We start from the raw sequence: 15893 nt of genomic DNA, 5'->3' as shown, positions 1-15893 counted from the left end.
TGCAGCCGTCCACGGCTGGCTCAACTCGCACTTGGACGGTCGACGGCTTGCTGCTGCTCAGGTCGTCACTGACGAAAAGGGAGAACACGTACACAAATGGGGCAACCCCAGTCGTTGGCGTTTAAAAACCGGTGCCTATCCTCTTTTGAGCCGCTAATCGGCTCGGGGACGGGGGAGAGGGGAAAACCACCGCGACCGTTCCAATTGCGTCAAGCGGGAAGTTACGGGCGCGCCCTGGGTGGCAGCTAGAGGGGAACTGGCACGCGACAAATGCGTGAATAGTCTGGCTGTGCGTGAGCGAATCGTCTCGACTCACGTGCTCAATGTTCGACGCTGGCTCCGGCACGGCATATTCAAACGAGCGAAGCACGAGCTGCAGGCATGCCTGCGGGTTGGGGGTGCTTTGCTCACTCGGCCTCACCAACACAGCATAAAAATAAAAGAAAAAGAACTTCTCCTTAGGAGCAGTCTTTTGGACGTGCTGCCTATACAGAGTGTCCTAGGTCTCCAGTATGTCCATACGGACTGTGGACGAAATGATATGGCGCTGGCTGCTTGAGGTGTTGTGATTTCGCAACAAACCTCATTAAAATCGATATTATGTATAAATGCTTGGATATTTTGGTTGACTGCTGATTTATACGTTTATTTATCGATTTTGTGCGATTAATATGAATATCAGTTTCAACCGAGTGATGTTTATTATTTTATATGGGGTCGATGATTATGAGCGTGAACCAGGATTTCGAAATAGCAGAAACCGTGCAGACGGCGTCCTGCTGGACAGGTAGCGGCGATGCGGCGGCATCTGAGCCACGGTATAGCATTCAAAACAAGGCGTTAGTCGTTGCTGAATTTATCGCTCGAATGCAGGCCAGAGGGAGTTCAGCTAAAACCCTGCGTGGTGCCCTTAGATACGCCAGGAGCGCTATGGAGGGCGGTATCCCAGGCCTTGCGTTGCTGCGCTCGGGTAAGCACGCCACGGAGGGGCGCTGGCTATCCAGAAGAATCAACTTTGATACCCAGCACAACTGGTCTCACGCCGCGAGGGTGCAGGCGCGAGCCGAAGCCATTTACGCTCTGACAGCGTGTGGGGGTTCGCTGCTGGAGCGCCTCGACGCTTGCCGGAGCGTGTCGCCTAGGGCGACTCCAGACTTACGTCGAGCAATTGAAGAGATTGCGACGTCTGCCATCGAGCGCCAGGTCGCTGCTGTGTTGAGCTACGACTGGCCCTACCGACAGTCATCTAGCACCTGGGCCGGGGGGAAACATAACGTCACGGTGAGCGTCGACGACCATCCCAGCGCCTCTGGCGATAGTGAGCGAGCCTGGTCTGCCAATGGGAAGTGGTCTGGTACGAACAGCACTGCCACACTCACCATCACTGAGCGTTGCCTGCGGAACTTTGGGCTGATGCCGGTTGTAACTGGCTTATTGACCCTGGATGCCGAACGCGTTGGACATCGCGAGTACAGGGCGGTTTGGGTTGAGCAGGGTCGGGGATTCTCCCTGAAGACCGTCGAGGGCTGGATTATTCGCGGCTATCACGTGGCAGGTGGCTCATTGGATGCCGCTCGCAGAAAGGCCGCCGCTGCTCGTCATCAGCGCCTAATGACTTTGCAGTCTGGGCGAGTTGAAGAGAAGTTCCGAAGCCGGGTGTACGATTTGTCGTCGGTGATGGTCACCCGAGGCGACAGTCTTGCCGCCGGCAATTGCAGCGCCGGAACCGATTCCTTCATCGAGCGATTCAAGAAGCAACTGGCTGGCCGTACAGCGGTCTCTGCGGAAGAACTGCTGCAACTGCGTAACGATTCCCGTACGCGCGCTGTGGTATCTGCCGCGATTCTGCGGAGGCGAAAGGAAGGGAACGACGCGACGGAGCGCGAGTGAGCGGCGGCTGCACCTGAACAAATGGGCTTGGCGCGTGGTCTCCGCCCGCGAGTAGTAGGGGAACCTCCGAAGCATCCGTCCGGCAAGAGGCAGAAAATCCAACGGCCGCCTCTTCGGCGGCCGTCGCATGCGGGGGTCTCTATCTGCCTTTCGGCAAAACTCCCACTCCAGGTGGGACCCGGCTTCGCGGGCGGCACTGCGATTTTTCACCCGCTAATACGCAGTCTTGACGCAATATGGTGCCTTCCACTTCGTGTTTGGTCAAGCCGCTTGGGGCATTTCAAAATCAAGCCGTTGTTCGTACAGCACCGCAGAGCTCTCTTGTGCCCTGTCGCGGAGCACCTCGAGATATAGGCAGTACTCGTCGAGATTGTTCTCGACGTGTTGAATGATGTCAGTCGGAGGGGCGGCAAAGTCAGAGGCTTCCAAGTCGGTCCGCCCGGCCGTGTACTCGGAGAACTCTGCCAGTGATTCGGTCGCTACATGGCAGTCGGTCAGGTGGCTAAAAATCCAGCGCAGCATGCCAAGAGTGAGTGTGCACTCCGTTCGAAACGAAAGGCCAACGTCGTAAAGCGTCAAAAAGACGGGGTCTTCGTCCGGAAGCCATGCCGGTTCGTCTCGCATGTCGATTGCGATACCGCGCAATGCCCATTTGAGCAATTCGGCGTCGGCGACGCATTCAGCGCGGCAGCGCCATTGGGTTGTTTGCAAGGTCGTTTCTTTCATTTCTTCTTGTTTTCTAGTCGTGGGTGTCCCATCGCTCGCATGCCGCGTCAGGTGGTCAAGTTGCATTCGAGCGTGGGGTTATCTGGGAACTGGGCGGGTGGTTATTCTTGTTATTGACGGTATGTCGAGGAGGGCAAATTTAGCCTCGTTGAACCCATAAAGCAAGGGGTTTGTGAAAATGCCATGTATAAAAAGGAACGATTATTTTCAGTGGATGATTCCATCGGTGCATTAAGCGGGTGCCTCCAGTCTAAATAGAAGTAATCTCTTTTAGTTCGAAGACGTTTGTCGCGGGGGCGGGCACCGAAAACGTTTCCAGGTTGGTTCAGACGTCGCAACCTCCAAGCAATCGCCACAGCATCCCGTTGAGCACCGCCCGGGCAATGTCGGCGGCGTGTGTTGTGCCTTCAAATGGCCCCCCAATGGGCAACGTTTTTACCTCTGCTGTCCCCGCTCGATATCGCTCGTTGCACGCCCCTGCATCGCAGGTTGCTATACGAATTGTTATCAACTCATTTGGAGACAAAAATGCACGTAAAAAAACGAAACACCCGCTTCCAGCTCTATCGGAGCACCTATGTGCGTGAAGGGTGGAAGGGAATTACCCACGGCTATGCCGAGCTTGAGTTCGTGGGCAGCTTGCCAGTCGACTCAGAGTCCGTCCCGCCGGAGCTTGCGAGCAAGCTGACCTTTGCTGAGTACCGCTATGTTGAAGGCATGCTCCTGAGGTCAAAGGCAAAAAAGAACACGGAAGAGCTTCAGGGGTAACAATATGCATGCAAAACAACGTAGTGGCCGCTTCCAGCTCTATCGAAGCCGCTATGTGCGCAAGGAGCAGAAGGGCAACTCCCATGGCTATGCCGAACAGGTATTTGTCGGCAGCCTGCCCATCGATTCCCTGTCTATCCCGTCGGAGCTTGTTGACAAGCTGACTGATGCTGAACGCATCTATGTTGAAAGCAAGGTCATTGAGCCCGCGCGTCAGACAGCCGAGGCCAAGCGAATTGCGGAAGAGGCGCACGCGCGAGACCCGAATTGGCGTATCAAGGAGGCGGCTGCTTTGCTGCGCGCAGCCAGTGAGCTGCCGGATGCAGGTCCGGAAAGTTTGAGCGCGGTCGGCGTCGCAGCGGTGGAATACGCCATCGCGTCGTTGCGAGCATTTGCACGTCCTTCAGAGGGGGTTAGTCCGGTCGACCATCCTCTCAAACGCGTCGTTGACGCGCTTCAGGATGCGAGTCGCGAAATCAGTGAGGGCCACCACGACAGGGCGCAGGTCGAGAACATGAAGGAAACCGAGGAGAACAAGCTTTGGACCGAAATCAAGAGCGAGACGGATGAGCTTATGCGTGCCCTTCAAGCCGCTGGCTTTGTGAAGAAGAAAGGAGGGTGAGCCCTGAAGGGGCGGGAGCAGGGAAGCATCGGACTTGGCCCCTTTCTTTTCTGTAAGAACACGCTAGCCCCACTAACTTGCACTTGCCAGTGCTTGTGGGGCTAGCGGTCGGCCGAAGACATCGTACACATCAGGAGGCAGCCGTCTGCAATCGTCGCAGGCCCTCAGGTGTGAGCGAGAACGTCCCAGTTTCCTCGTTTTGGACTAGCAGGTCACACTGCGCGGCAAGGAGCAGGGCATGGCGAAGTCGGTCCACCAGCAGGTCGATGCCGAAGAAGTCCTCGCCATTCCCCGTTCGCTCAAGGCCATGGTCACCCTTGAGCAACACGTAGCGGCTGCGACCGTCCCGGGCGGCGCGCTCCTGCACGATGCCGAAATGCTGGAGTAAAACGTAATGCTGAACGATGTGCACCATGAACGCCGCCGGCGAATCGTGCATGTGCGCCAGCATGACGTCGGCGAGCTTCCCGAGCGTAAGCTGTTCATTCTCCAGCGCCTGGTCGAAATACGGGTCCGTCCGGAAGTTCTTCGCTTCGCTTGCGCAGTAGAGTAGGGCGATGTAGGAACTGCGCAATGCCTGCTCTTCCTCATCCGAGTTGTGCGCGAAGTAGCGCACACTCAGTAGGTAATCCAGCAGGGACTCGATACGTTGCGCGTATTCCAGCTGCGGGCCGGCCGCGTAGAGCGTCGGCTCATCGCCGCGCCAGTCTTCCATCAACTTGACGAGGCTTGCTACGTCCTGGCGGGTGTTCTCAGGGAGGAGCGTGAGCAGCTTGTCGCCAAGGCCCTGCGCACAGTTGAGAATCTCGCGGGGCCTGTTCGTCACGACCGCCCGGTGTACCCACGACTCGCACAGCCGCAGCAGGACGCCTTGGGCAATCCTGACGTACTGCCGCAACTGCAAACTGGCCCACCAACTCTGGGCCTGGGCGCAATCATCGAGCGCCAGCTCGTAGCTGCCATCGTGCGTGCGGCCACGTGCCATTGCGAACCGGATGACGTTCTCGGGCACGCCGTCCTTGTACATGCGCGTCTTCTGTTCGGCGTAGATGGCGCGCAGCGCGAGGGTCAAGCCTTGCTGGCGGTACTCCCAGTTCGGCCCCAAGGTGAGTCCGTCCGGGGATTCTGGGTAGTACTGCTCGATGAATGCGTCAATCTCGCCCTGAGACGGATTGAGCAGGTCCAGCATGCCACCCATCTCCGCGACTTCCTCATCCGAGACGTGCTGCTTGCCGATATCGGCGAGCCAGTCCCGGCGCGGATGCTTCGCAATGGCCTTCTCGTAGGCGTCAGCCAGCTTCTCGCCCGCGTCGGTCAGCAGGTAGGCCCCCCGGACACCCGTCACCTTCAGGCAGGGCATGCCATTGATGATGCTGGGGCCGTACTGTACGGCCTGCAGGAAATTGGCACCGGAGCTCGGCTCGTAGTCCGGGTCGCGGTCCATGGCCTTCTGGTCCTGCGCGCCGACGATGACCTTCATGCTCAGCTTCACTTTCGTGCGCCCCTCCGGGTAGAGGCGCCCGCCGCCGGCGAGCCCCCGGATGTTCTGCCGCACGTTGTACCAGCCAAGCAGCAACTGGATTTTCTCAAGACCATCCAGGGAGAGCGCCTCGATATCCGGGTCGCGCTTGCGCCGGGCCGTCTCATCAATCTGGCGCACCATCCAGCAGATGGCGGAGTACACCCGGATGAAGGCCACTACGTTGTTGATGCCCGGAAACACCGAGCGATAGAGCGACTCCACCACCGCGTTCGTGCCCAGCGGGTCGAGCACGAAATTGTCGGTGAGCGGGTCGGTAAAGTACGGCTTGTCGAGATGCTGGAGCATGGGATTCAGTTCTTCTTGTAGCGGCCAGCCAGTCCGTTCTGGTCCAAGGCGGTGGTATCGAGGGCGTAGAAGACGGGGCGCTGGCAGTTCAGGCACAGACAGACCTGGTCCGCCCGCAAACGGGAAGTGTCCTCCGCCTGCAGTCGGCCGTAACAGCATGGACAGGCCATCGGACCCGTGCTTCGCGCCAGTACCCCGAAAGCGCCGCGCGTGCTCTTGCGGTGCTGCCACAGCGCCTCAAATGCCTTTTGATACCGGGGCGGGACCTTCGGTGCCGATTTCGTGGTGGGATTCGTGACCTGTTCAATCAGGGACACCAGCCGCTGGGACTGGGTCTGCTCGGCCTCGATGGCACCGGCGGCCTCCAGCGCGGCGCGCTTCATATCCTCCGGGATGCGGTCGAACCGGTTCGTGCGCAGGGCCAGGCGCGCGCCCGCCGCAATCTCGCCAGGCTCCAGTGAGCGGCCGGCAAGCAGCTCCAGGGCCTCCTTGAGAGACGGCAGCGAAACCTGAGAGTGTGCGGCGACGGCGCAGCACGCCATGGCCGAGAAGAAGGGCAGCAGAACTCCCCGGTTATCCTCACCGTATTCGAAGGTGGCAAAACGGGTCAGCCAACCCTGCAGCATCAGCGCGAGATGGTCGGCTCCATGCCCGCCACGGGCTCCCTGCACAAGGGCATGCTTGAGCTGCGCGCAGCCCGAGAGTTCGACCAGCATCGGGGCGACAGACGACCGGGCTTCCAGGGCGAGGCCCTTCGGAATGGCCTCCAGGAGTGCCTGATACAGCGCTTCGGTGCGCTGGCGGCGCTCCTCGTCAGCCGAGCTACCTCCCGATGTGAACTCGGACTTCTCCGTGGCCAGCAGCGCGCGCTTTACCGGCGGTGACGCCTTGCCGGTAGGCGCACCCTCCGAAGGTGGGGTATCCCGCTTCTTGGGTGGGGTGGTCGGGGACTCTGTCGTTACGTCACGATTCAGCCAGCGCAGTACGGCCTCGACCGTATTCCGGGTGAGGCCCGCCGGGGTTTTGGCCACGTGGGGCGCCTCGATGCTCGCGCGCCACTCGTCGTAGCTCATCTTGCGGACAGGGGCTGGTGCTGTTCCACTCCGGGTCGACGGGGACACGCGGCCCGCGCCACCCGGTTCCCGCTTTTCCTGCGACTGGACATGGGTTTGCAACCGCGAGAGCCAGCCGAAGATGGTGTCCAGGTCTTCCAGCCGGAATTCGTTGGCCATCACGCGACTGGACGCTTTGGCCAGGTTGCGCTGGTTTTCATCGCCGGCCAGGTCAAGTTCGACGTTAATCCAGCCTTCGGCGTGCAAGTCCAGCCCTTCGACGATGAGGCGCAGGGCTCCGCGAGCATTGACGGGCTGACCCATGTTGACCGAGAACTTGCCATTCTCTAGCCGTACCTCGTCCACCAGTGCAGCGCGTTCGTCGCCATCCCAGACGGACAGCGTCACCAGTTCGGTATCCCCGGCCGGCTCGATATGTCCCACCAGCTCGTTGGCTATCGTCCAGGTGACTTGGAGGGCCGGATTGCGGGCGGTCATCGCCTCGACCTTGAACTCGCAGGGCGTGAATTCGACCGGCGTGGCCTTAACCCACTTGAACGGGGACTTGGGTAGCATGCGGATGAGAGACACCTCCACGTTGTCCGTGGAGTTCAGGCTTTGGCCGGTCGCATTGACGGAGCCGGTCATGACGAGCGTGCCGTTGCTGCCCTCAAGTTCGAAGCACTTGGCGTGCAAGAGGCGCGGGTCTTCATCCTCCCGCTTGGCAACCACGTAGTCGGGCTGCGTGTCGAACACGTCTTCGTCCGCGAACGGCGCGATAAGCGAGCGGGCGTCCAATCCGATACGCAGGGTGTCCACACCGATTTCCCGCGCCAGCTTCTGGACAGGAGCGCCGCTGGGAGCGTGAAAGGGCGAGAGCACCGTGAGGCGATGAGCGTCGTCGATGCGTGCTGCATGGTCCAGGAACTGTTCGTCGGCGGGCGTGGCGAGCGTGTGCACGAGCCACGTGCGGCGGGCCGCCTCATCAACCGTTCCCGCACGCGCAAGCTGGGTGGCCGCGCGGCGCCGGTAGGCGTGAAGTACGTCCAGACTCTCTGCGGAGAAGGAATATTTTGCAGTAAGTGCCTGAAGGAAGTCGCCAAACTCGCCGAATACGGCCGGCTCCGTGTCTGAGCTCAGGGCATCGATGACTTCGAGGTTGCGCCCGTGGCCGGACATCGTCAGATTAGTGCTGGCCACCACGAGATGGTCCAGGTCTTCCCAGCCTTCCAGATAGGCGAGCTTGGGGTGAAAGACTGTGGTCTTCCCCATGTAGACCGGGATGACGCGGTAGGCGCTACCGGCGTACAGGCTGGCGGCTTCATCGGTGGACTTGCAGGCCTGCCGCGCATCAACCAGCACGTCAATCTGTTCGCAGTCGCACTGCCGCAGCGCCGGCAGGACGAAGGCCTCGAACCAGGACAGACTGAACGTGAACGTCGTGAAGAGGGCTCGGCGCGGACGCGCCATCTTGATAGCGGAAACAAGCGTATTGGACATGACCTTGGTAGCGGCGACTAGCGTCGTTTCTCTTTCTGTACCCCCGCGCAACGCGAGTGGTGTTCCCACGTTTGCAGGCCTTTCTTACTGCCAAATCCCGTGTGTATTGTCGCATAGGGGATGCGAAACAAACTCCGGCCCATCGTGTGGTAAATCCAGGACTGGACCGCATGAGAAAATTGCGCTGGCGGGAGACGTGGTCGAACCTTGACCAAGTCGAAAGGTTGTCTCATTTGTGTTGGCAGGTAGTCGGGCAAGCGTGTCCTTACATCTTTTCCCACGAGTTTTTCGTCGAGACTAGGAGCGGCTGAATAAAAAGGCCGCCTACACACAGAGTCACGCCGTGGCACCTGTGAGCACGTAGGCCGCTCTTCTGTCCTCCGTGCTCCAGCGAAACTGTTCTCTGGAGTGTAATCCCCATGTCGAAATTACTCGATATTCATGAACTGGCAGCACTGCTCGGTCGCAGCCCGGAAACCATCAAGAAGGATTTGAAGCGAAATCCGCTGGCAGTCCCTCCGCGCCTGCATATCCCCGGTACGCGCCTGTTGCGCTGGCGTCAAGTTGACGTTGACGCCTGGCTCGCCCAATACGTGGTGGGAGGCGTCCAATGACCCGCCTATCAGAGTTGTGCATGGATGTTCGTCTCGCATTGACAACGGCTCCGCCCCCTTTGGACCAGGTGCTCCCTGGCCTTCTGGCCGGTACAGTCGGCGCATTCGTCGGTCCTGGTGGTGTGGGCAAGACCATGGTGCTGACCCAAATCGCCTGTGCACTCGCAACCGGTCTGCCGCCGCTCGGCGGCGCTCTCGGTGTTGCAGGCTCAAAGCCGTCCAAGGTTGTGCTCTTCTTGGCTGAAGAGTCGTGTCTCATCATGCATCATCGATTACACCCAATCGTTGCTCAGCTTGCCAAGAGTTCGAATGTCGAAGACAAGATGGGGCTTCTCGACCTATTGCGCCAGAACCTCAAACTGCTGCCGTTGGCGGGCCATTCCGGTCTGGTGACCTTACAAGCTGGCGCGGACAATTTCGATGACGTGATTGACGTTTGCCAGGGCGCACGGCTGGTGGTCTTCGACCCATTACGCCGCTTTCACCACGGGGATGAGAACCAGTCTAAGGATATGACGGCGGTTGTGAGCCAAGCGGAAAAAGTGGCTTTCACGACAACTGGGGCCGTGCTGCTTTCTCATCACACTAGCCGCAACTCTATCTTGAATGGCACCGCAGACCAGGTGACGGCGTCACGGGGCTCGACGGCATTGCCAGACAACGTTCGTTGGCAGGTCAATCTTTCACCCGTCACGCCTCAGCAAGCCGCGAAATTTGGCCTTGAGCGAAAAGACTTGGTCCGGCTGGACAGCTCAAAGGCGAACTACTGCTCTCCCTTTGATTCGGTGGCGCTGCGAAGGCTTCCTGACTCGGGCATCTTGGTGCCCACGGTCGGCACGAGCCAAAGCAAACGTGTGTTACGAAAGGGCACTGAAGAAAAGGCCGCCAAATGATTCGCCGTTTGTCGGGTAAACGCGTGGTCCGCTACGACCCAATGCTTCCCTCCGCAGGGCTATTTGGGTCGTTTCTCAGTGGTGAGCGGCCAAAGCTCGACGTCGAGTGTGAGTTTGCGAGTGTCAAGTGGCACCTGCGCGGACCGGACATGCTCGGGGTTGCTGAACAGACCGTGTTGCTGGTTCTCATGGAACTGGCCCATGAACAGTACGGTAATGGCTGCGCGCTCAACGTTGACTGGCAGCCTCTAGTTAGGTCAATAGGGGCACAAGATATGGCCGAGGTTGGGCAGTCATCCTCTGAGGGGCGGCCTGTCGCGTTAGCTGGCTTGTCCGTGAGCTACGGCGAACTGGTACGTCGCTGCGGGCGTCGTGACGATGGGGGAAGTGCAGCACGACAACTGCGCATGCAGCTCAGACGGCTCTGTGAGGTGTCTGTTTGGTTCGAGCAACCGAAAGGAGTGGAGCGGCGCTCGCAGTTGCTGCAATGGCGGGTTGGGGATGCCCACGGCGTGGATGTCGTTCTCAACAGCAGACTGACCGAGATTTTACTCGGGAACCAGTATTCGCCGGTCTCTTTGGCTGAAAGGTTGAGGCTCGAATCCGATATCGCAAGAGCCTTGCATTGTGCACTGTCGGTTCATATCCGGCCAGGGGAGACGCGCGCGTACGCTGTCGATGAGCTCGCAGCGTTTGTTTGGCTTGGCAGTGAAATCGCAGACTCAACAAAGCGGAGGCGGCGTCAACAACTGCGAAAGGCCCTGGCAGAAATAGCTCGGCTCACTGGTTGGACGCTTAAGCCGCATGCCGGAGCGACACTGGACCAGGCGGTCAACCTGACCTTTTATCGCAATAAGCTTGCATATGTCCCCGGCGCAGGCAGTCAGCTGAAGTCGGTGTCTGAGTTTGACGATGAGCCCCACCATAGTTCAACACGGGAGGAGGAAGACGATTCAAGCGGTCCCCTCGATATATCGTCGTGGTTCACAACACCGAAGTCCTGACCGCGTCGTAGATGGAAGCTGGCGATGCGTGTCGCCGCTGCCAGCGCTTGAGCACGGTCTAAAAGCGGAAGAGCGTTCACGCTGTGCCGGGGGCATAGCATGAACGCCTCGAAACGAAAAATCATTAAGAAATACTGATTTTGGCGGAGACACCGAACGCGCCCTATATATAAGTGTGGATGGCGGCTCCGTCCGTCCCCGCCATCCACACAAGATGCGGTGCGTAGCACCGACCTATGGACGCCTATGGCGTCCGACTCTCTCATCGGCGAAGTTCTCATGACGTAGCCTTAGCATTTTCTGACCAGAGCTGGTCGTGGTGGCCCGCTCAATCGCCTAAGAAATAGACTTCGTCCTCAAATCGCTTCTTTGGGCGAAGCCCTGGCGTTCCAGGTTGATAGGAGCCGAGGCTCGTACAGTTCTATTCGCCGTCAGTTGCATGGTTCAGACTCATTGCTAGTCATTACATCGGGTGATGCTCCTTGCCTGACAGTAATTTCGGATATGAAGACTGCCTTGATGGAAGGGGTATGAGCTCCCCAAGAGCAGTGTTGGAAAGAAATGCCAGGGACGCGTTCGGCGCTAGAACGTCGAGATGAGCTGCTCTAATCTTTCTCTAGAAAAATAGCTTTATCAGGGAGGAGTATGGTCGACGGGACTTCTTGTCCCCGCTTGCCACGGACGGCGGTGCCCGCCACCTCGCTATGCCAGGACGCCTGCGGCGTACGGAACTATGCCCATGAAGCAGTCTTTTGGGCGAAGCCCTGGCAAATATCCGAGTTCGCAGTGATGGCGGTCTTCTCCATCAGTTTGACTGGTGAAGGCCCTTCATCTGGTGAAGGGTGCTCCTCGGAGTATGAAATGCGCCAGCGTATTCAGCTCGCGGACGCTCACCAGTAAGTGGGTCTTGCGGTATGCAATGCCAGCGCGCTGCGCGCTATACCGCCCTGGGGGCGAAGTGCTTACCCTTCCTCGAAGCGTGTCAGGCAGAACCCACACCCAAAATCCAGCCCTCGACTTGTGCGACAGCCTGGTCTGCGGGGTCAAGGTGAGGATGGAGTGCCGCCTGCAATAGGCCATCTTGGTCAGCACGCCGCAGCCACGCCGCCACGGTGTACGCGTCGTGCTGGTCGCTGGTCATACCTTCCCGCGCGGTGAACGCGTATCGCCACATCGACGGATAGGCCTCGACAATTGCGGAACGACCTGACGGTATGTGCCAGCCGTCAAACGGCCAGAAGTGAACTCTATCGCCGAGTTTCCGGTGCAGATACAGCAGCCACGGGAGGCCGGAATGCGTCGATTTGGCTACTGAGCCTTGCACGTCGAAGTGAAACGAGGATTTCGCTTTGCAGCGCTCTTCGGTTATGCGCCGCCATTTAGGACTTCCCTGCCGCGCGGCGCCGTTGCCGGCGAGACCATCACGAACAAAATCGACGTAGATGTGCTCCTCGTCGGTCGGCCAGTGTCGTTGAAAGTCGTCCAGGAACACGTACCAGTCGGGTTCCAAGTGATGGACCTCGAAGTACCGTAGCGGGAACGAGAAGCTATGGTCGATGCCGACGATGGTAGGAACGTCTTCCCGTAGCAGGTCCTCCAGCCACATAGCAATGCCACGCCGTGTCCAGTACTTGCGGGGGCTCGGTGGCGGGAGAACTTCGACGGGCTCCGGGTTCTCGGAGCCAGCCATGTAAATGCGCAGGCCCTTTAGGCTGTCGCTGGGAGTCCGGGCGCCCGAATAGTCAATACCAACGTAGCGTCGAAAAGCGGCTGGCATGCTGAGTCGTTTTACAAGGTTTACCACGTGAGAACCGTTGGCTGGCAACCGGGCCCTTGGCGCTACGCCTCTGGCCTCTGGGAAGGACCGGAGCGCGCCCGCAGCGCTTCATAAAGCTGCGCAGGCCCAAGCAGGATATCGCGCAGTCCGTCTCGGACGCGTTCCGAACCGAGCGCCTGCGTGCTCATGGTGGTATGGGCATCCAAAGCATCCATGATGGCGTGAAGCAAGGCGTCCTTCAGGTCGGGCGAATTGGCGAACTGTTCCTTGCTATTGCTCATGGCCTGCTGGACGAGCGTCTCGTTCTCCAGCAGCTTGCCCTTCAGCACGCCATTGACGTACACGAGTTGGTCGTCATCGGTCAGCTCGCCCTCGAACAGCCCGTTCACTTTCTCGATAATTTCGTCGAGGAGGGCCTTCTGCTTGTCCTGCACGGCTCCGCTGCCAACGGCATCCATCGGCGGTAGCTTGGGAGCTTCACCGTGATTCAGGCTCAGCGGCTGGCGGCCGGTGTTCCTCAGGCTATGGTGGGTCAGCACTACCTTGGACAGGTCCACGGTATCGCGCTCACGGCCGAACTCCAGCAGCGGGATGAGGCGCTTGTAGAACAGAAAGCGCTTTTCGATATCGGTATTGCCGTAGTCGAAAATCTGCGATAGGAACGCGTAGAGGCGTACAAACGCGCCCATGTCGTTCTTGAACAGGACCAATGCTTCGAGGACGTCCTTGGCAGCCTGAGCATCCTTGTCGTCGTGCTGCGCCTCGGCGGCGGCTTTGTCCTGCTGCGCGGCCTTGTAGCGCTTGAGCAAGCGGTCCGCCACCGGCGCGATGGCGGTGCTCAGTTGTGCCTGCGTACCCTTCGGGTCCAGTTCGACCTTGACGACGCGGTCAACTTCGAACTCATCATAGTAGCCGCTGGCGTCGAGCTTGGCACGCAGGTCGTAGACGTGATGCGGGTCGGTGGCGGCCTCCAGCTCGGCGGTCTCATAGTAGGTCTTGAACGCCTTCAGGACGTCGCCGGCCTCGTTGACGAAATCGAGGATGTAGGTAGTGTCCTTGCCCGGATGGGCGCGGTTCAGGCGAGACAAGGTCTGCACGGCCTGGATGCCGCCGAGCATCTTGTCGACGTACATGCCACAGAGCAAGGGCTGGTCAAAGCCAGTCTGGAACTTGTTGGCGACGAGCAGCAGGTGATACTCGGGCTCGGCAAAGGCATCGCGGATATCGCGCCCCTTGAGACCGGGGTTCAGCTCCTTGCTGGTTTCGGACACCGGCGCCGGGTAGCTCTCGGGGTCATCGATTTCCCCGGAGAACGCCACCAGCACGCCCAAGGGATAGTTGCGTTTCTCGATATACGCGCGAATGGCCTTCTGCCAGCGTACAGCCTCTTTGCGGCTGGCGACGACGACCATGGCCTTCGCCTTGCCATCCAGCAAGGGCTGCACGTTTTCGCGGTAGTGCTCGACAACGATTTGTACCTTCTGCGCGATGTTGTACGGGTGCAGTCGCACCCACTGCATGATGCCCTTCATCGCAGCACTGCGTTCGACCTCTTTCTCGTCATATTCCTGGCCGTCATGGGCCAGCCTGAAGGCGAGCTTGTAGGTCGTGTAGTTCTTCAGTACGTCAAGAATGAAGCCTTCTTCGATGGCTTGGCGCATCGAATACACATGGAAGGGCTGAGGCAGCCCGTCAGGGCCGGTTCGGCCGAACAACTCCAACGTCTTCTGCTTGGGCGTGGCTGTGAAGGCCACGTAGGTCAGCCTCTTGGCGCCGGTGCGCGCTTCCATTTGGGCGGCCAATACCACCTCGGTATCGACTTCACCGCCATCCTGCAACTCAGCCCATTCTTCGGCCGACAGCAGCTGCTTGAGCTTGGCCGCCGCCTCACCGGTCTGCGAGCTGTGAGCCTCATCGGCGATGACGGCGAAGCGCTTGCCTTCCGTCGCTGCCAGCTCCTGCACCGCTTGCAAGGCAAACGGAAAGGTCTGGATGGTACAGACGATGATTTTCTTGCCGTCTTTGAGTGCCTGACCCAGCTGGGCACTCTTACTGCCGTGCTCGGTGGTGATGGTAGCCACCACGCCGGTGGTACGCTCGAAGTCAAAGATGGCTTCCTGCAGCTGTGCGTCGAGCACTGTGCGGTCCGACACCACCAGCACGCTGTCAAACATCTTTTGGTGTTCGGCGTTGTGCAGGTCGGCGAGGAAGTGGGCCGTCCAGGCTATCGAGTTGGTCTTGCCCGAGCCCGCCGAATGCTGAATCAGGTAACGCGCACCGGGGCCCTGCGCCAGCACATCGGTAACCAGCTTGCGGGTCGCATCGAGCTGGTGGTAGCGCGGAAAAATGACGCTCTTCAGTTGTTTCTTGTCGTCGCGCTTGCCAATTAGATAGCGGTGCAGGATATCGAGCCAGCTCTCGCGCGCCCACACCTCTTCCCACAGGTAGGCGGTGGCGAAGCCGTCCGGGTTCGTCGCGTTGCCCGCCGCGCCGAGATTGCCTCGGTTGAACGGCAGGAAATGCGTGGCCGGACCGGCCAGTCGTGTGGTCATCATGACCTCGGCCTGGCTCACGGCGAAGTGCACCAGCGCACCGCCAGGGAAGCTCAGCAACGGCTCGGCCTGGCCGCCCTTGGGTTGCGGATGACGGTCGAATCGATACTGGTCCACCGCATCCTGAACGCTTTGCGTGAAGTCGGACTTCAGCTCGGCCGTGGCGACCGGAATGCCATTGACGAAGAGCACCAGGTCCAGCGCGTCCTGCGGATAGTTCGGCGAATGCCGCACTTGGCGTACTACGCGCAGGCGGTTCTCGACGTAGTGCTGCTGGATGACCGGGTTGATGGCCAGTGCCGGCTTGAACTGCACCAGCGATAGTGGCTCCTTTAGCCCCAGCATTTCGACTCCACGGCGAAGCACATCCAGCGTCCCGCGCTCGTTCAGGCTCTTGCGCACCCGCTCGGCCAGCCGCTCCTTGAGGGCGGGGCCATGGGTCTTCGTCAGACGCTGCCACGTATCCGGTTGGGTCGTCTCAATCCACGCCAGCAAGTCGGGCAAGAAGAGCGCGCTGGCGCGGTCATAGCGCGCGGCATCGCCTTCGGCATAGAACCAGCCGTTACCCGCCAGGGATTGGCAGATTTCGGCCTCGAAGTGGTGTTCCTGGTGCAGGTTGCTCATGCTTGACCCGTCTTCATTCGATATTGTTCTTTGGATGGGCAGG

11 protein-coding genes are annotated in these 15893 nt (G+C 59.6%); 6 read left to right on the top strand and 5 right to left on the bottom strand.

The features are described 5' to 3' along the window. The first annotated feature begins 732 nt into the window (after nt 1–732). A complete protein-coding gene (locus tag ACREYQ_RS13205; RefSeq protein WP_432258032.1) occupies nt 733–1890 on the top strand; it encodes a hypothetical protein in 1158 nt (385 codons plus the stop codon). Between the two features lie 261 nt (nt 1891–2151). Here ACREYQ_RS13205 and ACREYQ_RS13200 read toward each other — a convergent pair whose 3' ends face one another. Then, on the bottom strand, nt 2152–2616 hold the full coding sequence (locus tag ACREYQ_RS13200) for a hypothetical protein (protein ID WP_432258031.1): 465 nt from the start codon (nt 2614–2616) through the stop codon (nt 2152–2154). A gap of 528 nt (nt 2617–3144) precedes the next feature. Here ACREYQ_RS13200 and ACREYQ_RS13195 point away from each other — a divergent pair. Together ACREYQ_RS13195 and ACREYQ_RS13190 are read left to right on the top strand one after the other, a co-directional pair. Then, nucleotides 3145–3384, top strand: coding sequence for a hypothetical protein (locus tag ACREYQ_RS13195; protein ID WP_432258030.1), 240 nt, complete (start codon nt 3145–3147; stop codon nt 3382–3384). 4 nt (nt 3385–3388) lie between these two features. After that, nucleotides 3389–4006 carry a hypothetical protein gene (locus ACREYQ_RS13190; protein ID WP_432258029.1) on the top strand — a complete coding sequence of 206 codons (618 nt, stop codon included), beginning with the start codon at nt 3389–3391 and terminating at the stop codon, nt 4004–4006. A gap of 130 nt (nt 4007–4136) precedes the next feature. Here the strand turns inward: ACREYQ_RS13190 and ACREYQ_RS13185 are convergent, their stop codons facing one another. Beyond that, nucleotides 4137–5834, bottom strand: a complete 1698-nt coding sequence (locus tag ACREYQ_RS13185) for a hypothetical protein (RefSeq protein WP_432258028.1) — start codon at nt 5832–5834, stop codon at nt 4137–4139. A gap of 5 nt (nt 5835–5839) precedes the next feature. Continuing rightward, nucleotides 5840–8386, bottom strand: a complete 2547-nt coding sequence (locus tag ACREYQ_RS13180; protein ID WP_432258027.1) for a hypothetical protein — start codon at nt 8384–8386, stop codon at nt 5840–5842. Nucleotides 8387–8805: 419 nt separating this feature from the next. Here ACREYQ_RS13180 and ACREYQ_RS13175 point away from each other — a divergent pair, with 419 nt between their 5' ends. From ACREYQ_RS13175 to repC, 3 genes are read left to right on the top strand one after another with little or no spacing between them, the layout of a single operon-like run. After that, nucleotides 8806–9000, top strand: a complete 195-nt coding sequence (locus tag ACREYQ_RS13175) for a helix-turn-helix transcriptional regulator (protein WP_432258026.1) — start codon at nt 8806–8808, stop codon at nt 8998–9000. A 20-nt stretch (nt 9001–9020) separates the two neighbouring features. Beyond that, nucleotides 9021–9893, top strand: a complete 873-nt coding sequence (locus ACREYQ_RS13170) for a helicase RepA family protein (protein WP_432258025.1) — start codon at nt 9021–9023, stop codon at nt 9891–9893. Beyond that, a complete protein-coding gene (gene repC, locus ACREYQ_RS13165; RefSeq protein ID WP_432258024.1) occupies nt 9890–10897 on the top strand; it encodes a replication protein C, IncQ-type in 1008 nt (335 codons plus the stop codon). Before ACREYQ_RS13170 ends, repC begins: the two co-directional genes overlap by 4 nt. Nucleotides 10898–11879: 982 nt before the next feature. On the opposite strand, the gene ACREYQ_RS13160 is transcribed toward repC, so the two are convergent. After that, nucleotides 11880–12674 carry a hypothetical protein gene (locus ACREYQ_RS13160; RefSeq protein WP_432258023.1) on the bottom strand — a complete coding sequence of 265 codons (795 nt, stop codon included), beginning with the start codon at nt 12672–12674 and terminating at the stop codon, nt 11880–11882. Nucleotides 12675–12736: 62 nt separating this feature from the next. After that, nucleotides 12737–15850 carry a type I restriction endonuclease subunit R gene (locus ACREYQ_RS13155; RefSeq protein WP_432258022.1) on the bottom strand — a complete coding sequence of 1038 codons (3114 nt, stop codon included), beginning with the start codon at nt 15848–15850 and terminating at the stop codon, nt 12737–12739. Nucleotides 15851–15893 lie beyond the last annotated feature (43 nt).

The sequence above is a fragment of the Cupriavidus sp. TMH.W2 genome, assembly GCF_050847365.1.
Taxonomy (GTDB): Bacteria; Pseudomonadota; Gammaproteobacteria; order Burkholderiales; family Burkholderiaceae; genus Cupriavidus.
This window is presented reverse-complemented; position numbering and strand designations above follow the sequence as displayed.